Raw genomic sequence first — 22,528 nt, 5'->3', positions numbered from 1 at the left:
ACGGGCACCGTGTCCGGCAGGCGGACCGGCGCCGTGCCGCCGTCACCGCGCGCCGCCTCCGACGAGGAACCGTGCGCGCGGCCCCCCGGGCCCCGCTCCCGCGGGGCCCGACGACGGCCGCCGGCCCGTGGGCCCGCCCAACGGACAGCAGGACACCCCGCGCGGCCGTGGACGCCGCACACCCCGCCGGGAAACGTCAAGGCACGGATGAGGCAGGGAAGTTGACGGTTCGTCAGGTACTCGGGGAGTGCATCGACCGATACCGCGGCGACAGACCGTGGCGATGTCCCCGAATCCGCCCGGCGGTTGATGAAGAACCGCAGGCCAAAGCCTATGGACCGATAATCCGGAACGCCGAATTCAGCGTCCGGCGCGGTACGGAACCCCGGATTTCAGTGGCCATTACACGGAATTCTCCCTCCGCCCCCATACCCCACACGGCGCCCTCCGTCACCCCATCCGCGGCGGAATGGGAGAAAGAACCGGAAACGCCGGACCCCCTTTCCCGGACGTAACTCTGTGTAATACGCGCGCAATACGGCCACCCGCCCCACCTCCGCCGACCCTGGGGCGCACACCCCTCCCCCGGGCCCCGGGAGTCGCTTTCGGCAACACTTCCGGGTCATTACCAAAACCCTCGATACACCTGAACGCACCGCGCCGGGTCCTGCGGTTTCTCACCATGCGGACAGGGCAAAACGGCGAGAATTCCGCCGTTCCCCCCAGGCAGTACCGCTCTGCAATACGTCGTGTCATAACAAGAGAGTCACAGCCTTGGCCAGACCCTCCTCCCCGTTCCCCCCACCCGCTTAGAGTCACGGCCAGTCACCGCGCCAGCCCGATTGTCACGTCGGCCCAGCGCTCGACTCGGCCATTTCCATCGGGGAACGGCCGTCAGGGGAAAGGACTGGATCGTGCGTCAACGTTCGCTCATCGCCCTCACCGCGGCACTCGCGGCGGGATCGCTCACCCTCACCGCATGCGGGTCGCGCGACGACAGCAGCAACGGCAGTGGCGGCGGCGACAAGACCACTGTCGTGATCGGCATCGACGCCCCGCTGACCGGCGACCTCTCGGCCCTCGGTCTCGGCATGCGCAACTCCGCCGAGCTCGCCGTGAAGACGGCCAACAAGGAGGAGTACGTCAAGGGAGTCGAGTTCGAGCTCGAGCCCCTCGACGACCAGGCGCAGCCCTCCGTCGGCCAGCAGAACGCCCAGAAGTTCATCAGCAACAAGGACGTCCTCGGCGTCGTCGGCCCGCTGAACTCCAGCGTCTCCCAGCAGATGCAGAAGCCGTTCAACGACGCCGGCCTGGTCCAGGTCTCCCCGGCCAACACCGGCACCGAGCTGACCCAGGGCGACGGCTGGAAGACCGGCGACTCGGTCCGCCAGTTCGACACCTTCTTCCGCACCGCCACCACGGACGAGATCCAGGGTGCCTTCGCCGCCGAGTACCTCTACACCAAGGCCGGCAAGAAGAAGGTCTACCTGATCGACGACCAGAAGACCTACGGCGCGGGCCTGGCCGCCTCCTTCAAGACGAACTTCACCAAGCTCGGTGGCAAGATCGTCGGCAACGACCACATCAACCCCGACGACCGCGACTTCAACGCCGTCGTCGCCAAGATCAGGAAGACCGGCGCCGAGGCCCTCTACTACGGCGGCGAGTACCCGGCCGCCGCCCCGCTGAGCCAGCAGCTCAAGGACAGCGGCCAGAACATCCCGCTGATGGGCGGCGACGGCATCTACTCCGGCGAGTTCCCGAAGCTCAACAAGAAGGCCGAGGGCGACCTCGCCACCTCCGTGGGCAAGCCGGTCGAGCAGCTCCCCTCCGCCAAGGAGTTCATCGCGAACTACAAGGCCGAGGGCTTCGAGGACGCGTACGAGGCCTACGGCGGCCTCACCTACGACGCCACCTGGTCGATCATCGAGGCCATCAAGCTGGCCGTCGACGGCAACGACGGCAAGGTCCCGACCGACGCCCGCAAGGCCGTCCTGGACGCCATGAGCAAGGTCAAGTTCGACGGCGTCACCGGCACCGTCTCCTTCGACGAGTTCGGTGACACCACCAACACCCTGATGACCGCCTACAAGGTCAAGGGCAACGCCTGGGCTCCCGAGTACAGCGCCTCGCCCAAGGTGGACTGAGCCAGGGACCCCCACCTGAGGACACTCCCCCTCACACATTGACCCCAGGCCGCGCGGGAGCGCCCACCAGCGCTCCCGCGCGGCGCCGTATCCGAACCACTCCACGGAGGCCCTGCGGTGAACGAACTGCCGCAACAGCTGGCCAATGGACTCATCCTCGGCGCGATGTACGGACTCATCGCGATCGGCTACACGATGGTCTACGGCATCGTCCAGCTCATCAACTTCGCCCACGGCGAGATCTTCATGGTCGGGGGCTTCGGGGCCCTCACCGTGTTCCTGATACTTCCCGACGGCTTCGCCCTCGGCGCCGCCATCCCGCTCATGATCCTCGGCGGCGTCATCGTCTCGGTGGCCTTCGCCACCGCGGCGGAACGCTTCGCCTACCGGCCCCTGCGCACCGCGCCACGGCTCGCACCACTGATCACCGCCATCGGCCTGTCCATCGTCCTCCAGCAGATCGTGTGGATGTGGTACCCGGAGGCCAAGAAGGACCGCTCCTTCCCGCAGTTCGAGGGCGAGGCCATCGACGTCCTCGGCGCCACCATCCAGCGCGGTGACCTCTTCGTCATCGTCGCCGCCCCGCTGTGCATGATCGCCCTCGGCCTCTTCGTGTCGAAGACCCGCTCCGGCCGCGGCATGCAGGCCACCGCCCAGGACCCCGACACCGCCAAGCTGATGGGCGTCAACACCGACCGCATCATCGTGATGGCGTTCGCCATCGGCGCCGCGTTCGCCGCGATCGCCGCCGTCGCCTACGGCCTCAAGAACGGCCAGGTCGGCTTCCGCATGGGCTTCCTGATGGGCCTCAAGGCCTTCACCGCCGCCGTCCTCGGCGGCATCGGCAACATCTACGGCGCCATGCTCGGCGGCATCGTCCTCGGCGTCGCCGAGGCCCTCGCCACCGGCTACGTCGCCAACGTCCCCGGCATGGACCTCTTCGGCGGCGGCGCCTGGAAGGACGTCTGGGCGTTCGCCCTGCTCATCCTCGTCCTGCTCTTCCGGCCACAAGGCCTGCTCGGCGAACGCGTCGCGGATCGGGCGTGATACCCATGACCACGAAGACTCCCACCACCGGCACCGCCACCACCAAGGCGGCCACGGCACCGGCCGCCCCGGTCGTCCCGCTGCCGCCCGCCGCGGCCCGTGCGACCACCGTCGCCGGCGCCGCCGTCGCCCTCGCCGGCACCTTCCTCGCCTGGACCTGGACCGACGAGTTCCCCGGCGACCTCACCGTCACCGGCTACCCCGGCGGCCTGCAGGTCCTCACCCTCGTCGGCGCCCTCCTCACCCTGCTGTTCGCCCTGTCCGGCCACGGCATCCGCGGACTGGGCTGGCTCACCCCCGGCGGCACCAACAGCCCCGCCCTGCTGAGCGCCCTCGGCGTCCTCGGCACCACCGGCTACGCCATGGGCGCCATCAGCCAGGAACTCGGCGGCCTCGTCAACCTCGAACCGGGCGCCTGGGTCTCCGGCGTCGGCGCCCTCGTCGCCGTCGTCGGCGCCCTCGGCCTCCCCGCCGACCAGCCGTACGACGCCGACGAGCCGCACCCGGGCCTGTGGGGCCGCATCCGCCACTCCCTCACCGCCCCCGAGCCCGGCCGTCCCCGGGACCTGCCCGCCTGGGCCGAGATCCTCATCATCGCCGCCGGCTTCGGCACCGGCCTGTACGTCTTCGCGTACGGCATCGGCACCGAGTACTCCGAGCTGTTCATCGGCTTCCTGATCACCGCCGCGTTCGGCTTCACCGCGGTCATCCGCGCGGGGCTCCTCAAGCGGCTCTCGGCACTCACCGCCAAGCACCGCAACGTCACCCTCGCGGCCGCCTTCGCCGCCGCGATCTGCTTCCCCTTCACACAGAGCAACGACCAGTTCGCCCTCATCGGCGCCAACATCCTGATCTTCGCCACGGTCGCCCTGGGCCTCAACGTCGTCGTCGGCCTCGCCGGCCTCCTCGACCTCGGATACGTCGCCTTCCTCGGCGTCGGCGCCTACGCCGCCGCCCTGGTCTCCGGCTCCCCGCAGTCGAGCATCGGCGTGCACTTCCCGTTCTGGGCGGCCGTCCTCACCGGCGCCCTCGCCTCGCTGATCTTCGGCGTGGTGATCGGCGCACCCACCCTGCGGCTGCGCGGCGACTACCTCGCCATCGTGACGCTCGGCTTCGGCGAGATCTTCCGCATCACCATGAACAACCTCAACGGCAACAGCGGACCCGACGTCACCAACGGCTCCAACGGCATCCCGAACATCCCCGACCTGGAGATCTTCGGATTCAACCTGGGCCTGCCGCACGACGTCCTCGGCCACGAGCTCACCCGCTCCGGCAACTACTACCTGCTGATGCTGCTGTTCACGGCCGTCGTCGTCCTGGTCTTCCGCCGCTCCGCGGAATCCCGCATCGGCCGCGCCTGGGTCGCCATCCGCGAGGACGAGACCGCCGCCACCGCCATGGGCATCAACGGCTTCCGCCTCAAGCTCCTCGCCTTCGCCCTCGGCGCCTGCCTGGCCGGCCTCGCCGGCACCGTGCAGGCCCACGTGTCCTACAGCGTCACCCCCGAGCAGTACCAGTTCGCCGGCTCCGTGCCGCCGAACTCGGCCTTCCTGCTCGCCGCCGTCATCCTCGGCGGCATGGGCACCATCAGCGGCCCCCTCATCGGCGCCGCGCTGCTCTACCTGATCCCGGCCAAGCTCCAGTTCATGGCGGAGTACCAGCTGCTCCTCTTCGGCGCCGCGCTCATGCTCCTCATGCGCTTCCGCCCCGAAGGACTGGTCGCCGACCGCAGGAAGCAGCTCGAGTTCCACGACACCGGACAGCTCGACGTACCGGACGACAAGCCGCTCCCCGACGGCGCGACCGGCGTCGCGAAGGCAGGGGCGTGACCGCCATGACCACCACCGCACCCACCACCACGACCGTCCTCGACGCCACCGACGTCACCATGCGCTTCGGCGGTCTCACCGCAGTGCGCTCCGTCGACCTCACCGTCAACAGCGGCGAGATCGTCGGCCTCATCGGACCCAACGGCGCCGGCAAGACCACCTTCTTCAACTGCCTCACCGGCCTGTACGTCCCCACCGAGGGCAAGGTCTCCTACAAGGGCACCGTCCTGCCGCCCAAGCCGCACCTGGTCACCCAGGCCGGCATCGCGCGCACCTTCCAGAACATCCGGCTCTTCGCCAACATGACCGTCCTGGAGAACGTGCTCGTCGGCCGGCACACCCGCACCAAGGAAGGCCTCTGGTCCGCCCTGCTGCGACTGCCCGGCTTCAAGAAGGCCGAACAGGCCTCCCGCGAACGGGCCATGGAACTCCTGGAGTTCACCGGCCTTGCCGCCAAGGCCGACCACCTCGCCCGCAACCTGCCCTACGGCGAACAGCGCAAGCTCGAAATCGCCCGGGCGCTCGCCAGCGAGCCCGGCCTGCTCCTCCTCGACGAGCCCACCGCGGGCATGAACCCGCAGGAGACCCGCGCCGCCGAAGAACTCATCTTCGCCATCCGCGACCAGGGCATCGCCGTCCTCGTCATCGAGCACGACATCCGGTTCATCATGAACCTCTGCGACCGGGTCGCCGTCCTCGTCCAGGGCGAGAAGATCGTCGAGGGACCCGCCGAAGTGGTCCAGGCCGACGAACGCGTCATCGCCGCCTACCTCGGCACCCCCTTCGAAGGCGCCCCCGGCCAGGAGGAAGCCGCCGAGGTCGAAGCCGCCGAGGCGCACAGCACCACAGAAGGGGACGACAAGTGACCGCACTGCTGGAGGTCGAGGACCTCAGGGTCGCCTACGGCAAGATCGAGGCCGTCAAGGGCATCTCGTTCAAGGTCGACGCGGGCGAGGTCGTCACCCTCATCGGCACCAACGGCGCCGGCAAGACCACCACGCTCCGGACCCTGTCCGGACTGCTCCAGCCGGTCTCCGGCCGGATCAGCTTCGACGGCCAGTCGCTGAAGAAGATCCCGGCACACAAGATCGTGTCCCTGGGGCTCGCCCACTCCCCCGAGGGCCGGCACATCTTCCCCCGCATGACCATCGAGGACAACCTCCGCCTCGGCGCCTACCTCCGCAACGACAAGGAAGGCATCGAGAAGGACATCAAACGCGCCTACGACCTCTTCCCCATCCTCGGGGAACGCCACAAGCAGGCCGCGGGCACCCTCTCCGGCGGCGAGCAGCAGATGCTCGCCATGGGAAGGGCGCTGATGTCCCAGCCCAAACTGCTCATGCTCGACGAGCCCTCCATGGGCCTCTCCCCGATCATGATGCAGAAGATCATGGCGACCATCGCCGAGCTCAAGTCCCAGGGCACCACCATCCTGCTCATCGAGCAGAACGCCCAGGCCGCGCTCTCCCTCGCGGACCACGCCCACGTCATGGAGGTCGGCAAGATCGTCCTCTCCGGCACCGGGCAGGACCTCCTCCACGACGAGTCCGTCCGCAAGGCCTACCTCGGCGAGGACTGAGCGGTACGACGAGGCCCGCGCCCCCTGCCGTACAGGGAGCGCGGGCCTCCGGCCGTGTGCGGGCCCTCAGCCCTTCGACGCCTTCTTCTCCTCGGCGTCGTCGATGACCGCCTGCGCCACCTGCTGCATCGACATCCGCCGGTCCATCGACGTCTTCTGGATCCACCGGAACGCCGCCGGCTCCGTCAGCCCGTACTGCGTCTGCAGCACCGACTTCGCCCGGTCCACCAGCTTCCGCGTCTCCAGCCGCAGACTCAGGTCCGCGACCTCGCGCTCCAGCTCCTTCAGCTCCGTGAACCGCGACACCGCCATCTCGATCGCGGGCACCACGTCACTCTTGCTGAACGGCTTCACCAGGTACGCCATCGCGCCCGCGTCCCGCGCCCGCTCCACCAGGTCGCGCTGCGAGAACGCGGTCAGCATCAGCACCGGGGCGATGCTCTCCTCCGCGATCTTCTCCGCCGCGGAGATGCCGTCCAGCTTCGGCATCTTCACATCGAGGATCACCAGGTCGGGCCGGTGCTCGCGGGCCAGCTCCACGGCCTGTTCGCCGTCACCGGCCTCACCGACGACGGAGTACCCCTCCTCCTCCAGCATCTCTTTGAGATCGAGCCGGATCAGCGCCTCGTCCTCGGCGATCACGACACGGGTCGTCATCGGAGGCACGTGCGACTTGTCGTCATCGGGCACGTCAACAGGCTGGGGCGACTCGGGGGCGCTCACGTGGGCTCCTTGGTGCGGGGCAGACCGGTACTGCTGACAAGAGCGTACCTAGCTGCGGTAAAGTGGGGGCACGGCGGGTAACCGCCAACCTTTGATTCAAAGGATGCCCCGGTAGTCCAGCGGTAGAGACACGGTGCTCAAACCACCGACAGCGTGGGTTCGAATCCCACCCGGGGTACTTTTCCTTCAATCGCAAGGTCGACACGAAAAGCGGATGTCCACGTTCCCGTGAACATCCGCTTTTTGCCGCATGCGATCACGATGAGCGACCCAAAGTGGTCGGTATGTACGACATGGGCACGCGTAAGCGGGCGCTGGCGTTGGTGGCACAAGGACGCAGTCTGAACGCTGTCAGCAAAGAGACAGGTATCTCCAGATACGCCATCCGCTCCTGGCAGACACGCATCGAGCCGCTCAGACACGCAGGTACACCCTGCCCTCGCTGTCAGGACGCCCCCAGCGCACCCGACGACCCCGCGGCCACGCCTATCTTCTCGGCCTCTACCTCGGCGACGGCTGTATCAGCGCCCACCGCAGAGGCGTGTACTTCATGCGCATCGTCCTGGACAACGCTTGGCCGGGCATCATCGACGAGTGCGAGACGGCACTGCGCACCACCCGCCCGGACAACAGCGTCTTCCGCGTGCAGAAACAGGGATGCGTCTCGGTCACCAGTACCAGCAAGCACTGGCCTTGTCTTTTCCCCCAGCACGGCCCGGGCATGAAGCACACCCGCACCATCGCCCTCGAGCCCTGGCAACAGGCCATCGTCGATGACCACCCCTGGCGGTTCGTCCGCGGGCTCATCCACTCGGACGGCTGCCGCGTCACCAACTGGACGACCCGCATCATCGCCGGAGAGCGCAAGCGCTACGAATACCCTCGGCACTTCTTCACCAACACCTCGGCCGACATCATCCGTCTCTTCACGGACACCCTCGATCGCGTCGGTGTCGAGTGGAAGCCGCTCAACCAGAGCCGCGCCGCGGTCACGATCTCCATCGCCCGCAGAGCCTCCGTAGCCCTCATGGATCTCCACGTGGGCCCCAAGTACTGACCGCCCCGGGGCCCGGCCCGGTCACTTCGGGCTGTCGTCCTCGCCGATGTGGTGGACCCGGACCAGGTTCGTCGAGCCGGAGACGCCCGGTGGGGAGCCCGCCGTGATGACGACCGTGTCGCCCTTCTCGCAGCGGGCGTACCTCAGGAGGAGTTCGTCCACCTGGTCGACCATCGCGTCCGTGGAGTCGACGTGGGGGCCGAGGAAGGTCTCCACGCCCCAGGTGAGGCTGAGCTGGGAGCGGGTGGCGGGGTCGGGGGTGAAGGCGAGGAGGGGGATCGGGGAGCGGTAGCGGGAGAGGCGGCGGGCGGTGTCGCCGGACTGGGTGAAGGCGACCAGGAAGCGGGCGCCGAGGAAGTCGCCCATCTCCGCCGCCGCGCGGGCGACCGCGCCGCCCTGGGTGCGGGGCTTGTTGCGTGCGGTGAGGGGCGGGAGGCCCTTGGCGAGGATGTCCTCCTCGGCGGCTTCCACGATGCGGGCCATGGTGCGCACCGTCTCGACGGCGTGCTTGCCGACGCTGGTCTCGCCGGAGAGCATGACGGCGTCGGTGCCGTCGATGACGGCGTTGGCGACGTCGGAGGCCTCCGCACGGGTGGGCCGGGCGTTGTCGATCATCGAGTCGAGCATCTGGGTGGCGACGATGACCGGTTTGGCGTTGCGCTTGGCGAGTTTGATGGCGCGCTTCTGGACGATGGGCACCTGTTCGAGGGGCATCTCGACGCCGAGGTCGCCGCGGGCGACCATGATGCCGTCGAAGGCGGCGACGATGTCGTCGATGTTCTCGACCGCCTGGGGTTTCTCGACCTTGGCGATGACGGGGAGGCGGCGGCCCTCCTCGTCCATGATGCGGTGGACGTCCTTGATGTCGCGTCCGCTGCGGACGAAGGAGAGGGCGATGACGTCGAAGCCGGTGCGCAGCGCCCAGCGCAGGTCGTCCTCGTCCTTCTTGGAGAGGGCGGGTACGGAGACGGCGACGCCGGGGAGGTTGAGGCCCTTGTGGTCGGAGACCACGCCGCCCTCGATGACGGTGGTGCGGACGTGGGGGCCGTCGACGGCGGTGACTTCGAGGGTGACCCTGCCGTCGTCGACGAGGATGCGTTCGCCGGGGGTGACGTCGGTGGCGAGGCCGGCGTAGGTGGTGCCGCAGATGTCGCGGTCGCCTTCGGTGCCCTCTTCGACGGTGATGGTGAAGGTGTCCCCGCGTTCGAGGAGTACGGGGCCTTCGGTGAAGCGGCCGAGGCGGATCTTCGGGCCCTGGAGGTCGGCGAGGAGGCCGACGCTGCGGCCGGTTTCGTCGGCGGCCTTCCGCACCCGTCGGTAGCGCTCCTCGTGCTCGGCGTGTTCGCCGTGGCTGAGGTTGAGTCGGGCGACGTCCATTCCGGCGTCGACCAGGGCTTTGATCCGGTCGTACGAGTCGGTGGCGGGGCCCAGGGTGCAGACGATTTTCGCTCGGCGCATGTTTCCGACCCTAGGGCTTACCCGCCGGTAGTGATCCGGTTGCGTGTGACGACTCAACGGCCATTGGCTGAAGGGTTGTTGACAAGTGCTGAAGTGTGCACCGAGTCGCTCCGACGAGCGCTCGAACTCCGGTTCTACAGGCGGGGCGGCTGGAGCGTGAAGCTGGCGGTGACCTCGGCGTGGACGGGCTGCCGCCGGGGTTCGAGGTCGAGGGGCGGGGCGTCCTCGGTGGCCGTGGTGAACGCCGTGGTACGGGCCCGGGCGAAGGGTTCGGGCCCCGTCCCGGTGTCGGTGAGTTCGATGAGGGCGGCGAGGGTGGTGCCGAGTGCCTCGGCATACTCACGGGCGCGCCGGACGGCGTCGCGCACCGCCTGCTGCCGGGCCTCACGGTGCACGGGGGAATCCGGGCGGAGGGCCCACCAGGGGCCGTCGACACGGGTGAGGTCGAGATCGGCCAGACGGGTGACGAGTGCGCCGAGGGCGGTGAAGTCGCCCAGTCCGGCGGTGAGGTGGACGGTGCCGTGGTGGGTGCGGACGCGTTCGCCGCGGCCGTGGGCGGTGAGTTCCGGGGTGACGGTGAGGGCGCCGGTTTCGAGGTGTTCGACGGCGTCGCCGTAGGACTTGAGCACGTCGAGGGCGGCCGCGTTGCGGCGGGTGAGGTCGTCGAGGGTGGTGCGCCGGTCGCGGCCGCGCGCGGTGAGGGTGACGGTGACGCGGGCGAGGTCGGGGGCGGCTTCGAGGTGGGCCTCGCCGCGGACGGCGAGATGGGGTGCGCCGGGGGTGCCGTACGGGTGAGGGGTGGTCATACGCTCCACTGTGTCACCGGTCGTGCGGGTGCGGGGCGGTTGCCGGACACCGGATCGCAACCTGGGGGGACTGTTCCGGATGGGCGTGTTCAGGTCAGAATCATCGGGCGAATCTACGCGCGTTGTTCCGTTGTTGTGCGAGGAGAGCCTGACATGCCGTTGAACCGCCGGAAGTTTCTGAAGAGGTCCGCCGTGACGGGGGCGGGGGTGGCCCTGGCGGGTACGGCGGCGGTTCCCGCGGCCGAGGCCGCCGGGGCGCAGCGGGGGAGGAAGCCGGTGAAGCGGTACGCGCTGACCGTGATGGGCACGACCGATCTGCACGGTCACGTCTTCAACTGGGACTACTTCAAGGACGCGGAGTACGCGGACGCGGCAGGCAACGCGCAGGGGCTGGCGCGGGTGTCGACGCTGGTGGAGCAGGTGCGCGAGGAGAAGGGCCGGCGCAACACGCTGCTGCTGGACGCGGGCGACACCATCCAGGGCACCCCGCTGACGTACTACTTCGCGAAGGTGGACCCGATCACCGCCGAGGGCGGTCCGGTGCACCCGATGGCGCAGGCGATGAACGCCATCGGGTACGACGCGGTGGCGCTCGGCAACCACGAGTTCAACTACGGCATCGAGACGCTGCGGAAGTTCGAGGAGCAGTGCGACTTCCCGCTGCTGGGCGCGAACGCGCTGGACGCGAGGACGCTGAAGCCGGCCTTCCCGCCATATTTCATCAAGACGTTCCGGGTGAAGGGCGCTCCCCCGGTGAAGGTGGCGGTGCTGGGGCTCACCAACCCCGGTATCGCGATCTGGGACAAGGCGTACGTGCAGGGGAAGCTGACGTTCCCGGGTCTGGAGGAGCAGGCGGCGAAGTGGGTGCCGAAGCTGCGGTCGATGGGCGCGGACGTGGTGGTGGTGTCGGCGCACTCGGGGTCGTCGGGCACGTCCTCGTACGGTGACCAGCTGCCGTACGTGGAGAACGCGGCGGCGAACGTGGCGCGGCAGGTGCCGGGGATCGACGCGATCCTGGTCGGGCACGCGCACCAGGAGATCGCGGAGCTGCGGGTCGTCAACGAGGAGACCGGCAGGGAGGTCGTGCTGTCGGAGCCGCTGTGCTATGCGGAGCGGCTGACCCTGTTCGACTTCGAGCTGGCCTTCGAGCGGGGCCGGTGGCGGGTGGAGTCGGTGCGGGCGTCGCTGCGGGACGCGGCGACGGTGAAGGACGACCCGGCGATCACCGAGCTGCTGTCGGACGAGCACGCGGTGGTCGTGTCGTACGTCAATCAGGTGGTCGGCACGGCGACGGAGACCCTGACCACGGTGGAGGCGCGCTACAAGGACGCACCGATCATCGACCTCATCGCCAAGGTGCAGGAGGACGTGGTCAAGGCGGCCCTCGCGGGCACCGAGTACGCGTCGCTGCCGGTGCTGTCGCAGGCGTCGCCGTTCTCGCGGACCTCCCAGATCCCGGCGGGCGAGGTGACGATCCGGGACCTGTCGAGCCTGTACGTGTACGACAACACGCTGGTGGCGAAGCTGATGACGGGCGCGCAGGTCCGGGCGTACCTGGAGTACTCGGCGGAGTACTTCGTGCAGACGGCGGCGGGTGCGCCGGTGGACGTGGCGAAGCTGACGAACGCGGGCGGCCGTCCGGACTACAACTACGACTACGTCTCGGGGCTCGCCTACGACATCGACATCGCGCGGCCGGCGGGCTCGCGCATCGGGAACGTCACGTTCGGCGGTGCCCCGCTGGACGACGCGGCGCGGTTCGTGTTCGCGGTGAACAACTACCGGGCGAACGGGGGCGGCGCGTTCCCGCACGTGGCGTCGGCGAAGGAGCTGTGGGCGGAGTCGACGGAGATCCGGACCCGGATCGCCGAATGGGTGACGGCGAAGGGTGTGCTGGACCCGCAGGACTTCGCGTCCGTCGACTGGAGGCTGACGCGGGACGGCACGCCGGTGTTCTGACCGGCGTTCTTCCGTACGGGTGATGCTCAGGTCCCGTCCGCCAGTGGGGTGAGCCGTGCGGCTCGCCGGGCGGGCGGGACCTGTGGCGTGCGGGGGTGGAGGCCGAAGGTGGTGAAGGCGGTGCGGGCGGGCAGGGGGTAGACCCGGCGGCCGGTGAGGTGGTTGAGGATCGTGGCGCTGCGCCAGGCGGCGAGTCCGAGGTCGGGGGCGCCGACGCCGTGGGTGTGGAGTTCGGCGTTCTGGACGTACACGCTGCCGGTGACCGAGGGGTCCAGGTCGAGGCGGAAGTGTGCGTCGACGCGGGGCCGGCCGGCGCGGTCGCGGCGCAGGTGGGGGGCGAGGGGGGCGAGCAGGTGGTCGAGGGGGCGCCCGCGGTGGCCGGTGGCGAGGACGACGGCGTCGGTGGTGAGGCGGGTGCGGGTGCGCTGCACGGTGTGTTCGAGGTGGAGTTCGATGCGGGCGGGGCCGGAGCGGCCGGCGGCGTGGACGCGGACGGCGGGGGTGAGGACGGTGTCGGGCCAGCCGCCGTGCAGGGTGCGCCGGTAGAGCTCGTCGTGGACGGCGGCGACGGTGCCGGCGTCGATGGCCTTGTGGAGCTGCCACTGGGCCGGGACGAGCCGGTCGCGGACGGGTTCGGGCAGGGCGTGGAAGTAGCGGGTGTGGTCGGGGGTGAAGTGCTCCAGGCCGAGTTTCGAGTACTCCATGGGGGCGAAGGCCCCGGTGCGGCCGATCCAGTGGAGGCGTTCCCGGCCCACGGGCCGGTGGCGCAGCAGGTCGAGGAAGATCTCCGCGCCGGACTGTCCGGTGCCGACGACGGTGACGTGGTCCGCGGCGAGGAGGGTGTCGCGGTGGGCGAGGTAGTCGTCGGAGTGGACGACGGGGATGCCGGGAGCCTCGGCGAGGGGCCGCAGCGGCTCGGGCACCCAGGGCTCGGTGCCGACGCCGAGGACGAGGTGGCGGGCCTGGACACGGCCCGCGGAGACGTCCCGCCCGTCCGGGTCGGTCCGGGTGAGGTCGGCTTCGAACAGGGCGTGTTCGGGGTTCCAGCGGACGGAGTCGACGCGGTGGCCGAAGTGGAGCGCGGGGAGGCGCTCGGCGACCCAGCGGCAGTAGGCGTCGTACTCGGTGCGGCGGATGTGGAAGTGCTCGGTGAAGTAGAACGGGTAGAGGCGTTCGCGGGCTCTGAGGTGGTTGAGGAAGGTCCAGGGGCTGGTGGGGTCGGCGAGGGTGACGAGGTCGGCGAGGAAGGGCACCTGGAGGGTGGCGTCGTCGAGGAGCAGACCGGGGTGCCAGGTGAAGTGGGGGGACCGGTCGTAGAAGGCGGTGCGGAGTCCGGGGAGGGGGTGGGCGAGGGCGGCGAGGGAGAGGTTGAAGGGGCCGATGCCGACGCCGACGAGGTCGCGGGGTGCGTCTGGGGACGTGGGGGTCATCGGGGTCCTTCCGCGTGGGCCTGGTGGACGGGGGCGAGGAGGCCCGCATGGCCGCCGGGGCGGGTGGCGGGGCCCCAGCCTGTACGCGCGGGAGGACGCCACGCCCGAAAGGCCCGGGAATTGGACCCGAAAGGGGGTAGGCCCGGAATGGTGAGGTCTGTGCGGGGTGCCTCCGTGTCTCTCGCCGGGACCGAACGCCCGGCCCGCCGGGCGGAGGAGCGCGCCGCACGGGAGCGGCGACTGCACTACGAGCGGTGGCAGTGGGGCGGGCGGCTGCCGAGCGAGGGACTGCGCGGTGCCCGCGGGAGCAACGTCCTCGGTCTGCTCCGCTTCGACAGCGACCCGGTGCACGCCCTCGACGACACCGGTCCCGACAACCAGCGTGCGGTGGCGTTGCCGGCCGCCCGACTGGCCTGCGAGGCGGCGGGCCCGACCGACGTGCCGTGGGTCACCGAGGCGCTCACCGCGTTGACGCGGAAGCGTCCGTTGCCGCCGCCGTTCGACGACGCGGCACGCGGTGGGCACGTACGGCGAGCACTGCCCGGAGCCGCTGGAGGAGATCAGGTCGATGTGCGGCGAGCAGGTCGGGCACGGGCGCCGGGCGGGAGACGGCACGCCTTCCGGGGCCGCCGCGTCTAGCGGCCGCTCGGCGCGGCACGGCCCGCCTCCCGCTGACGGGCCGCGGCTCGGTGCACGGTGGCGATGGCCTTGTCCGCGGCCGTGCGCAGTGCGGTGTCCTCCCGGTCGGTGCCGGCCCAGGCGACGTGCCCGTCGGGGCGGATCAGGGCGGCGCGGACCCCGGCCCAGGCGCCCGGGGTCCGCGCCAGTGTCCCGGTGTGGACGGCGAGCCCCGGCAGCGCGCGGTCACCGAGCGCGCGGTCGGCCGTGAGGTCGAGCAGGAGGTGGGCGTCCGGGGGCAGCAGGGTGAACAGGGTGTCGTCCGTGTCGGCGAAGGCGAGGTCGAAGGCCCGGGTGCCGGTGAGTGGGTGGGCCGTCGGGTCGGGGCTGGGGAAGGTGACCGCCAGGGCGGTGAGCCGTTCGGCCAGCGCGCGGTTGAACTCGGGTTGTGTGGCGATCAGTTCGCTCAGTACGGCTCGCAGGTCGAGGCCCTCGGGCGTGAAGGTGGTCATCAGGGCGGTCTGGGCGCGGCTGTGTGCCGTCAATTGGGCGCCGACCGGGTGGCGTTCGCTGTGGTAGGTGTCCAGCAGACCGTCCGGGGCCCTGCCGTTCAGCGTCGCGGCCAGCTTCCAGCCGAGGTTGTGCGCGTCCTGGATGCCGACGTTCATGCCGACTCCCCCCGCGGGGAAGTGCTGGTGGGCGGCGTCGCCGGCGAGCAGGACGCGTCCGCGCCGGTACGCGGCGGCCAGCCGGGTGGCGTTGCCGAAGCGGGAGAGCCACGACGCGTCGCGCATGCCGAAGTCGTCCCCGGCGATGGCGAGGGTCTTCTCCCGCAGCTCGTCCAGGGTGAGGTCGCCGGGCCGCCCGGTGGTGAGGCTGTCGGGGCTGACGCCGACGACGCGGAACCGGTCACCGGGCAGCGGCGCGACCATCACCCCGCCGCGGAGCGTGAAGGCGCTGAAGCCGGGCTGCGGCGGGCGGTCCAGGGTGACGTCGCCGAGCCAGCCGAGGACGGTCGACGGTGTGCCGGGGAAGTCGATGCCGGCGGTGGTGCGCACGGTGCTGCGGGTGCCGTCGCAGCCGACGACGTACGACGCCCGGATCCCGTACGGCCCCTCGGGGCCCGTCACCCGTACGGTCACCGCGTCCGCGTGCTCGGTGAACCCGGTGAGGCGGTGACCCCGCACGATCCGCGCGCCCAGGCCCAGCGCGCGCTCCTGGAGCAGTTCCTCGGTACGGGCCTGGGGCAGGGCGAGGGTGTACGGGAACGGGGTGTCCAGTGCCCGGAAGTCGAGCCGGTCGTCGAGCATCGCGAAGTGGCCGCCCCGGATCGGCAGGCCCTCGGCGAGGAACGGCCGGTGCGCCCCGCGCGAGGCCAGCACCTCGATGGTGCGCGGGTGGATGGTGAGCGCCTTGGAGCGCCCGTCGATCCCGGTGCGCTCCTCGACGACGGTCACGGAGATCCCGCCCAGCCGCAGTTCGGCGGCGAGCCAGAGCCCGACGGGGCCCCCTCCGGCGATGACCACCTGCTGCTGTTCCATGAACCCACCCCTTCTTGGTCAGTGACCAATCTCTTGGGGACGCAGTAAACTAGGTCAATGACCAATAGGCAAGCGGGTGGTCGTCTCGATCCGGGCACCGTGATCCGTACCGCGCTGGAGCTCCTGGACGAGAAGGGCCTCGACGCGCTGTCCACGCGTGCGGTCGCCGACCGGCTCGGCGTACGGATGAACACCGTGCTGTGGCATGTGAAGACCAAGGCCCGGATGCTGGAGCTGATGGCGGACGCCGTGCTGGGCGAGATCCCGCTGGACGGGCTGCCGGCCTCACCGGACGAGCGCGTCCGCGAACTGCTCCGCCGCTACCGCCGCGCCCTGCTCACCCACCGTGACGGCGCCGCGCTCGTCGTCGGCACCTATGCCGCCGAACCGCACACCCTTCGTTTCGCCGACACCCTGGTAGGCGCGCTCCTGGAGGGCGGCCGGGGCGAGCGCGAGGCCGCGTGGACCTCATGGACGGTCGTCTACTTCGCCCTCGGTCTCGTCCAGGAGGAGCAGGCCGCCGGGCACCGGGCGCCGGGCGCCGGACTGGCGAACGCGGTCTCGGAGACGGCCCACCCCGCCCTCCACCGCGTGCTCGGCCATCTCGCCCCGGGCGCCTTCGACGAGCGCTTCGAACACGGCCTGACCGCGATCCTCGCCCGGCGGTGAGCGGTGAGGGGCGCGCGCCGGGGCTCGGGCTCCGGGCGCGGAGCCCACCCGTCCGCGCCCACCGGGCGGACGGGCGGGGCCCGCGCGCCCGGTTACGCCTGCTGGACGCGCAGGGCGCGGGCCAGGTCGTCGAGCTGGTCGACGAGCTTGCGGCGCAGGGCGGGGATCGGGTCGGCCTTGCGCAGGCACTTCTGGCCGAGCTTCAGGGTCTCGGCGTCGACGGCGTGGGCGGGGAAGGCCCAGCGTCCGGCGGCCTCGGCGATGGCGGGTCCGCGGCGGGCGGCGACGGCGACGGCGTCCTTGAAGTAGCGGGACACGTAGGGCCGTACGAGGTCGGCCTGTTCGGGCTGCCAGAAGCCCTGGGCGGTGGCGGTGAACAGGTAGTTCGACAGGTCGGCCCGGTCGTCGGAGCCGAACATGGCCTCCCAGGCGCGGGCCTTGGCCTCCTCGTCGGGCAGGGCGGCGCGGCAGCGGGCGGCGCCCTCCTGGCCGGTGGCGCTGGGGTCGCGTCGCAACTCCTCGGCGATGGCGGCCTCGTCGGTGGCGCCGAGCACGGCGAGGCGGGCGAGGACGCGCCAGCGCAGTTCGGGGTCGAGTTCGGGGCCGCCGGGGACGGTGCCGTCGGCGAGCCAGGCGGCGATGGTGTCGGGGTGGGCGGCGACGTCGATGAACTGGCGTACGGCGATGAGGCGCAGGCCGGGGTTGTCGCCGTCCTCGGTGCGGCGGATGAAGTCGCGGCACAGGTGGGTGAGGGTGGTGAGCGCGGCCGGCCGCCGGTCGGGGGCGAGGTAGCGGTCGGCGATGTGGACGGAGGCGAAGGTGAGGACGCCCTGGACGAGGGCGAGGTCCGTCTCGTGCGGGAGGTGGGTGCGGGCGACGTCCAGGTAGTCGGTGGCGGGCAGGTCGCCGTCGCGGACGGCGTCCCTGAGCGCGTTCCACACCACCGCGCGGGTGAGGGGTTCGGGCAGGCCGGACAGGTGGGCGCGCAGGGTCTCCAGGGACTCGGCGTCGAAGCGGATCTTGGCGTAGGTGAGGTCGCCGTCGTTGAGGACGACGAGGGCGGGGCGGGTGCCGCCGGTGCTGATGGCGATGTCCTCGTGGGCGGGGACGTCCGCCTCGAAGCGGTCGCGCAGGGTGAGCCGGCCGGCTTCGTGCAGGTCGTGGTCGTAGACGCCGATGGTGATGCGGTGCGGGCGCGTGCCGCCGGCGTCGGCCGGGCCGGGGACGTTCTCGTCGGGGCCGGGCCCGGGCCGGGCCCCGGGGCTGCCGTCGTGCCCGATGCCGAGGTGCCAGTGGCCGTTGTCGCCGCTCCTCGGTTCGGGGGTGAGGGTGTCGACGCCGGTGGTGCGCAGCCAGGCGTCGGCCCAGGCGTGGACGTCGCGTTCGGTGGCGGTGGCGAGGGAGTCGATGAAGTCGGCGAGGCCGGCGTTGCCGAACCGGTGCCGGGCGAAGTGGGTGTTGATGCCGGCGAGGAAGTCCTTCTCGCCGAGCCAGGCGACGAGCTGGCGCAGCGCGGAGGCGCCCTTGGCGTAGGAGATGCCGTCGAAGTTGAGGAGGGCGGAGGCGGTGTCCTCGACGTTCTCGGGGGCCACGGGGTGGGTGGAGGGCCGCTGGTCGGCGTCGTAGCCCCAGGGCTTGCGGGTGACGCCGAAGTCGGTCCAGGTGTCGGTGAAGCGGGTCGCCTCGGTGAGGGTCTGGTAGCCCATGTACTCGGCGAAGGACTCGTTCAGCCAGATGTCGTCCCACCACGTGAGGGTGACGAGGTCGCCGAACCACATGTGGGCCATCTCGTGGGCGACGACCATGGCGCGGGTCTGGCGCTCGGTGTCGGTGACGGCGGAGCGGTAGACGAACTCGTCGCGGAAGGTGACCAGTCCGGGGTTCTCCATGGCGCCCGCGTTGAACTCGGGGACGAAGGCCTGGTCGTAGGAGTCGAAGGGGTAGGGCTCCTCGAACTTCTCGTGGTAGCGGTCGAAGCAGGCCCGGGTGATGTCGAGGAGCTCGTCGGCGTCCGCGTCCAGGTGGGGGGCGAGCGAGCGGCGGCAGTGGATGCCGAAGGGCAGGCCGCGGTGCTCGGTGCGCACGGAGTGCCAGGGCCCGGCGGCGACGGCGACGAGGTAGGTGGAGATCGGCGGGGTGGGCGCGGCCCGCCACACGCCTTCGCCGGTGTGCTCGGTGACGCCGTTGGCGAGGACGGTCCAGTGCCGCGGGGCGGTGACGGTCAGCTCGAAGACGGCCTTGAGGTCGGGCTGGTCGAAGGCGGCGAAGACACGCTGCACGTCGTCGAGGAACAGCTGGGTGTAGACGTAGGTCTCGCCGTCGGTGGGGTCGGTGAAGCGGTGCATGCCCTCGCCGGTGCGGGAGTAGCGCATGCTCGCGTCGACGCGCAGCTCGTGCTCGCCGGCGGTGAGGTTTCTCAGCGGCAGCCGGTTGCCGTCGAGGGTGCCGGCGTCCAGGGGCTGCCCGTCGAGGGTGGCGGAGCGCAGCTCGGCGGGCTTGAGCTCGACGAAGGTGTCCGCGTCCGTGCGGGCGCTGAACCTGATCAGGGTGCGGGAGTCGAACGTCTCGTCCCCACCGCTCAGATCGAGTTCGATCGTGTAGCGGTGGACGTCGAGGAGCTGTGCTCGGTTCTGCGCTTCGTCGCGCGTCAGTACGGACATGCGGGCCATGCTGCCTGATGCGGTCGCCGAACCACAGGGGCGGATCGGGTACGCGCCCTATGTCCGGTCCCGTTCGAGCTCCCCGGTGTGCGCCCCGGCGGGCTGTCCGGGCGGCATGTGCGCGTGCGGGTGGGGCGGGGCGGGATGTCCGGGGGCGGGGTTGCGTTCCCCGAGCCGGGCGCGCAGGGCGCGGATCTCGCGTTCCAGGGCGAGGTGGCGCTGGTGCGCGTCGTAGAGGTGACGGACCTTGGTGCGCAGCGCCCACGGGTCGACCGGTTTGGTGACGAGGTCGGCTACGCCGAGGGCGTACGCGGCGGCGCCGAGCTGCGGGTCGCGGGCGAAGCCGGTGAGCAGGACCACGGGGATGAGCTGGGTCTGTTCCAGGCACCGCATGTAGCGCACGACGTCGAGTCCGCCGGCGCCGGGCGGCCGGACGTCGAGGAGCAGCAGGCCGACGTTTCCGCGCAGCAGTTGTTTGAGGGCCTCGTCGCCACTGGTGGCCCGGCCCAGCAGGTGGCCCAGCGGGGCCAGGGCGCTCTCCAGGGCGTACAGGGTGTCCTCGTGGTCGTCGACGATGAGGATCCGGGCGTTCGGCGGCATGCGCACGTCCCTCCTCGCAAGGGACCGGATGGCTGTCCGGGTGCCGGCCGGCGGTGCTCACCGGCCGACGAGGAGTGCACAGCGCAGCATGCCCCGCGCGGGCGGCTCTGTCACTCCCCGGGGGAGGACGTCGTGGCGTGGTTCGCTGAGGGCGTGGCGCCGCCCAGGGTGTCCTCGGCGATGCGCTCGTGGTGGCGGATCACCTCCGCGATGATGAAGTTCAGGAACTTCTCCGCGAAGGCCGGGTCGAGTTTGGCGTTCTCGGCGAGGGCGCGCAGCCGGGCGATCTGGCGGGCCTCCCGGCCCGGGTCGGCGGGCGGCAGCTGGTGCGCGGCCTTGAGCCGGCCGACCTGCTGGGTGCACTTGAAGCGTTCGGCGAGCATGTGGACGACGGCCGCGTCGATGTTGTCGATGCTGTCGCGCAGCCGGACGAGCTCCTCGTGGACGGCTGGGTCGACGGCACCGGTGGTGGTGTTGCTGGTGGTCATGATGGGTCACCTTACGGGGCGGGCGTGGGCCGGGGCGGGCCCGTACAGTGGAACCGGGTTCAGGGCGTCCGGGGGTGAGACGTGGCGAACGGCGGACCGGTGGAGCACGGCTACCCGCATCTGGAGACGGTGCGGGCGGCCGTCACCGCGCTGTACCGGCGTCTGTCGTACGACACGGTCCGCGCCTTCTCGGTGAGTGTGGCGCCGGCCGACGTGGCGTTCTGCGACACGGACGATCTTCATCTGGGGGCGCAGCGGGTGGCCCGCGAGCTGGTGCGGCACTACCGGCTGCCGGACGCGCGGCTGATCGTCGGGTTCCGGGAGATGACGCATGCGGCGAACGTGGAGCTGACGGCCGGACCGGAGTACTTCGTCGAACTGAACGACAGGTTCCGGACGCATCGGCGGGACATCGGGGCGGCCCTGGCGCACGAGGTGGCACACGTGTACCTGCACCGGCTGGACCTGTCGTTCCCGGGGACGCGGGAGAACGAGATCCTGACGGACACGACGGCGACGTACCTGGGGGCGGGGTGGCTGCTGCTGGACGCGTTCCGGGAGGACGGGGCGTCGTCGCAGAAGCTGGGGTACCTCACCCCGGAGGAGTTCGGGTACGTGCTGGCGAAGCGGTCGCTGGTGTTCGGGGAGGATCCGTCGGTGTGGTTCACCAGCGCGCAGGCGTACACGGCGTACACGAAGGGGGTGGCGTTGGCGCGCCGGGACGGGCAGCAGCAGCCGCTCACCGCCGCCGGGTGGGCCGGCAGACGGCGGTACGCGCGCGATCGCCGGCACGCGCGGGAGGACCGCGTGCCCGCGGGGGACCTGGACGTGCCGTACGCCTTCACTCCGCAGGAGCACGGCTCCCTGCGGGTGTCGTTCCCGTGCCCCACGTGTCACCAGCGGATCCGGGTGCCGGTGCGGGGGCGCGTGCGCGCGCGGTGCGGGCTGTGCCGCACGGTGCTGGAGTGCGACACCTAGCGGTGCCGGTGCCCGGTTCCCCGGGTGCGGGCGCGTGGTGGCCCGTCGCGCCCACGCGGCGGAGCCGCACATCGGTACGGCCCCGGGTCCCCGGGGGGTCGTCCTACCCCACGATGCCCTGGGCCCGTGCCGCTGCCAGCCACCGGGGGAACTCGGACACCAGGCGGTCGTAGAGGTCGGCGTCCGGGATCCCGCGGGGGTTCTCGCCCGCGTGGAAGAAGCCCGCGTTGTCGACGGCCCGCTTCGCCGGGACGGCCAGTTCGTCCAGTCTGCGCAGGTAGTCGAACTGCTTGCCGTGCGGGTCGCCGAAGCCGACGAACTGCCAGAAGAGGGGGAGGCGGGCGGCCTTGCAGAGGTACTTCTCCGCGGCGAGTCTGCTGACGGGGCCGCCGTCGGTCTGGAAGATCACCAGGGCGGGGGCCGTGGAGCCGCTGTCCAGGTAGTGGTCGATGACCGCGTCCATCGCCAGGTGGTAGCTGGTCCTGCCCATGTGGCCGAGGCCGGACACGATCCGTTCGATCCGGCCCCGGTGGTCGGCGAGGGCGATGCCGGTGACGGCGTCGACGTCGGTGGAGAAGAAGACGACCGGCACGGTTCCGTCGTCGTCGAGGTGCGCCGACAGGCCCAGCACCCGGTCGGCGAGCGCCTGCACACTGCCGTCCTCGTAGTACGGCTTCATCGAGCCGGAGTAGTCGACCACCAGGTAGACCGCGGCGCGCAGCCCGTCCAGACCGTGCTTGGCGAGTGACACCCCGGCGGTCCTGTAGAGGCCGGCCAGCGCGGGTGCCGTCTCCTCGACCTTGCGCAGACTGATCGCGGCCATACGGCTCCCCCTCGGTCACGGACCCGGCCACGAGAGTACGGCACGCTCACCCCCGCCTCTCAGCCCCTTCACAGGTGTTCGCTATTTTGTTCGCCGCCGTCCCCACCGGCTCA

At 70.9% G+C, this 22,528-nt stretch carries 18 protein-coding genes, 1 tRNA gene and 1 pseudogene; 11 read left to right on the top strand and 9 right to left on the bottom strand.

The genetic code is table 11. The features are described 5' to 3' along the window. Positions 1-914: 914 nt before the first annotated feature. The 5 genes from ACFY3N_RS12655 (at position 915) to ACFY3N_RS12635 (ending at position 6,605) form a co-directional block, all read left to right on the top strand. Positions 915-2,147: a branched-chain amino acid ABC transporter substrate-binding protein gene (locus tag ACFY3N_RS12655; protein WP_390816634.1), complete on the top strand. Its 1,233-nt coding sequence runs from the start codon at positions 915-917 to the stop codon at positions 2,145-2,147. A 117-nt stretch (positions 2,148-2,264) separates the two neighbouring features. After that, positions 2,265-3,194, top strand: coding sequence for a branched-chain amino acid ABC transporter permease (locus tag ACFY3N_RS12650; protein WP_390816633.1), 930 nt, complete (start codon positions 2,265-2,267; stop codon positions 3,192-3,194). A 5-nt stretch (positions 3,195-3,199) separates the two neighbouring features. Continuing rightward, positions 3,200-5,026, top strand: coding sequence for a branched-chain amino acid ABC transporter permease (locus ACFY3N_RS12645; RefSeq protein WP_390816632.1), 1,827 nt, complete (start codon positions 3,200-3,202; stop codon positions 5,024-5,026). Between the two features lie 5 nt (positions 5,027-5,031). Next, on the top strand, positions 5,032-5,892 hold the full coding sequence (locus ACFY3N_RS12640; RefSeq protein WP_390816631.1) for an ABC transporter ATP-binding protein: 861 nt from the start codon (positions 5,032-5,034) through the stop codon (positions 5,890-5,892). Continuing rightward, entirely contained in the window at positions 5,889-6,605 is a 717-nt protein-coding gene (locus tag ACFY3N_RS12635; RefSeq protein WP_390816630.1) for an ABC transporter ATP-binding protein, read from the top strand. The genes ACFY3N_RS12640 and ACFY3N_RS12635 overlap by 4 nt, the downstream gene beginning before the upstream one ends. Positions 6,606-6,671: 66 nt before the next feature. On the opposite strand, the gene ACFY3N_RS12630 is transcribed toward ACFY3N_RS12635, so the two are convergent. After that, entirely contained in the window at positions 6,672-7,328 is a 657-nt protein-coding gene (locus ACFY3N_RS12630) for an ANTAR domain-containing response regulator (protein WP_085574833.1), read from the bottom strand. Between the two features lie 105 nt (positions 7,329-7,433). Between ACFY3N_RS12630 and ACFY3N_RS12625 the strand changes: the two genes are divergently transcribed. After that, a tRNA-Leu gene (locus tag ACFY3N_RS12625) sits at positions 7,434-7,506 on the top strand. Between the two features lie 106 nt (positions 7,507-7,612). Further along, positions 7,613-8,385, top strand: a pseudogene (locus tag ACFY3N_RS12620) (transcriptional regulator). Positions 8,386-8,406: 21 nt separating this feature from the next. Here ACFY3N_RS12620 and pyk read toward each other — a convergent pair. Together pyk and ACFY3N_RS12610 are read right to left on the bottom strand one after the other, a co-directional pair. Continuing rightward, on the bottom strand, positions 8,407-9,843 hold the full coding sequence (pyk, locus tag ACFY3N_RS12615; RefSeq protein ID WP_390816629.1) for a pyruvate kinase: 1,437 nt from the start codon (positions 9,841-9,843) through the stop codon (positions 8,407-8,409). Positions 9,844-9,977: 134 nt separating this feature from the next. Further along, positions 9,978-10,649, bottom strand: a complete 672-nt coding sequence (locus ACFY3N_RS12610) for an SIMPL domain-containing protein (protein ID WP_390816628.1) — start codon at positions 10,647-10,649, stop codon at positions 9,978-9,980. A gap of 153 nt (positions 10,650-10,802) precedes the next feature. On the opposite strand from ACFY3N_RS12610, the gene ACFY3N_RS12605 reads away from it, so the two are divergent. Then, complete coding sequence (locus ACFY3N_RS12605; RefSeq protein ID WP_390816627.1) at positions 10,803-12,608, top strand: bifunctional metallophosphatase/5'-nucleotidase; 1,806 nt, start codon at positions 10,803-10,805, stop codon at positions 12,606-12,608. Positions 12,609-12,634: 26 nt separating this feature from the next. Here the strand turns inward: ACFY3N_RS12605 and ACFY3N_RS12600 are convergent, their stop codons facing one another. Then, complete coding sequence (locus ACFY3N_RS12600) at positions 12,635-14,038, bottom strand: lysine N(6)-hydroxylase/L-ornithine N(5)-oxygenase family protein (RefSeq protein WP_390816626.1); 1,404 nt, start codon at positions 14,036-14,038, stop codon at positions 12,635-12,637. A gap of 174 nt (positions 14,039-14,212) precedes the next feature. Here ACFY3N_RS12600 and ACFY3N_RS12595 point away from each other — a divergent pair, with 174 nt between their 5' ends. After that, positions 14,213-14,677, top strand: coding sequence for a hypothetical protein (locus tag ACFY3N_RS12595; RefSeq protein ID WP_390816625.1), 465 nt, complete (start codon positions 14,213-14,215; stop codon positions 14,675-14,677). On the opposite strand, the gene ACFY3N_RS12590 is transcribed toward ACFY3N_RS12595, so the two are convergent. After that, a complete protein-coding gene (locus ACFY3N_RS12590) occupies positions 14,674-16,197 on the bottom strand; it encodes an FAD-dependent monooxygenase (protein ID WP_390816624.1) in 1,524 nt (507 codons plus the stop codon). The genes ACFY3N_RS12595 and ACFY3N_RS12590 overlap by 4 nt on opposite strands. A 57-nt stretch (positions 16,198-16,254) precedes the next feature. On the opposite strand from ACFY3N_RS12590, the gene ACFY3N_RS12585 reads away from it, so the two are divergent. Next, a complete protein-coding gene (locus tag ACFY3N_RS12585) occupies positions 16,255-16,866 on the top strand; it encodes a TetR/AcrR family transcriptional regulator C-terminal domain-containing protein (protein ID WP_390816623.1) in 612 nt (203 codons plus the stop codon). Between the two features lie 92 nt (positions 16,867-16,958). Here the strand turns inward: ACFY3N_RS12585 and pepN are convergent, their stop codons facing one another. From pepN to ACFY3N_RS12570, 3 genes are all read right to left on the bottom strand, one after another. Beyond that, a complete protein-coding gene (gene pepN, locus ACFY3N_RS12580; RefSeq protein WP_390816622.1) occupies positions 16,959-19,535 on the bottom strand; it encodes an aminopeptidase N in 2,577 nt (858 codons plus the stop codon). Positions 19,536-19,583: 48 nt separating this feature from the next. Next, the gene (locus ACFY3N_RS12575; protein WP_390816621.1) at positions 19,584-20,126 is read right to left on the bottom strand and encodes a two-component system response regulator; all 543 of its coding nucleotides are present in this window, start codon (positions 20,124-20,126) and stop codon (positions 19,584-19,586) included. 110 nt (positions 20,127-20,236) lie between these two features. Next, positions 20,237-20,614, bottom strand: a complete 378-nt coding sequence (locus ACFY3N_RS12570; RefSeq protein ID WP_390816620.1) for a chorismate mutase — start codon at positions 20,612-20,614, stop codon at positions 20,237-20,239. Between the two features lie 81 nt (positions 20,615-20,695). On the opposite strand from ACFY3N_RS12570, the gene ACFY3N_RS12565 reads away from it, so the two are divergent. After that, a complete protein-coding gene (locus ACFY3N_RS12565) occupies positions 20,696-21,592 on the top strand; it encodes a hypothetical protein (RefSeq protein ID WP_390816619.1) in 897 nt (298 codons plus the stop codon). A gap of 103 nt (positions 21,593-21,695) precedes the next feature. Here the strand turns inward: ACFY3N_RS12565 and ACFY3N_RS12560 are convergent, their stop codons facing one another. Then, complete coding sequence (locus ACFY3N_RS12560) at positions 21,696-22,415, bottom strand: vWA domain-containing protein (protein WP_390816618.1); 720 nt, start codon at positions 22,413-22,415, stop codon at positions 21,696-21,698. Between the last annotated feature and the right edge of the window lie 113 nt (positions 22,416-22,528).

Origin of the sequence: Streptomyces sp. NPDC000348 (genome assembly GCF_042898795.1) — a bacterium.
Classification (GTDB): Bacteria; Actinomycetota; Actinomycetes; order Streptomycetales; family Streptomycetaceae; genus Streptomyces.
The sequence above is the reverse complement of the archived record's forward strand: the minus strand, read 5'-3'. Positions and strand labels throughout refer to the sequence as shown.

Excerpts from the sequence above, each read along its gene's own strand:
- ACFY3N_RS12575 (WP_390816621.1), bottom strand. The coding sequence starts at position 20,126 with ATGCCGCCGAACGCCCGGATCCTCATCGTCGACGACCACGAGGACACC.
- ACFY3N_RS12560 (WP_390816618.1), bottom strand. The coding sequence starts at position 22,415 with ATGGCCGCGATCAGTCTGCGCAAGGTCGAGGAGACGGCACCCGCGCTG.
- pyk (WP_390816629.1), bottom strand. The coding sequence starts at position 9,843 with ATGCGCCGAGCGAAAATCGTCTGCACCCTGGGCCCCGCCACCGACTCG.
- ACFY3N_RS12600 (WP_390816626.1), bottom strand. The coding sequence starts at position 14,038 with ATGACCCCCACGTCCCCAGACGCACCCCGCGACCTCGTCGGCGTCGGC.
- ACFY3N_RS12590 (WP_390816624.1), bottom strand. The coding sequence starts at position 16,197 with ATGGAACAGCAGCAGGTGGTCATCGCCGGAGGGGGCCCCGTCGGGCTC.
- ACFY3N_RS12640 (WP_390816631.1), top strand. The coding sequence starts at position 5,032 with ATGACCACCACCGCACCCACCACCACGACCGTCCTCGACGCCACCGAC.
- ACFY3N_RS12585 (WP_390816623.1), top strand. The coding sequence starts at position 16,255 with ATGACCAATAGGCAAGCGGGTGGTCGTCTCGATCCGGGCACCGTGATC.
- ACFY3N_RS12570 (WP_390816620.1), bottom strand. The coding sequence starts at position 20,614 with ATGACCACCAGCAACACCACCACCGGTGCCGTCGACCCAGCCGTCCAC.
- ACFY3N_RS12610 (WP_390816628.1), bottom strand. The coding sequence starts at position 10,649 with ATGACCACCCCTCACCCGTACGGCACCCCCGGCGCACCCCATCTCGCC.
- pepN (WP_390816622.1), bottom strand. The coding sequence starts at position 19,535 with ATGGCCCGCATGTCCGTACTGACGCGCGACGAAGCGCAGAACCGAGCA.
- ACFY3N_RS12645 (WP_390816632.1), top strand. The coding sequence starts at position 3,200 with ATGACCACGAAGACTCCCACCACCGGCACCGCCACCACCAAGGCGGCC.
- ACFY3N_RS12605 (WP_390816627.1), top strand. The coding sequence starts at position 10,803 with ATGCCGTTGAACCGCCGGAAGTTTCTGAAGAGGTCCGCCGTGACGGGG.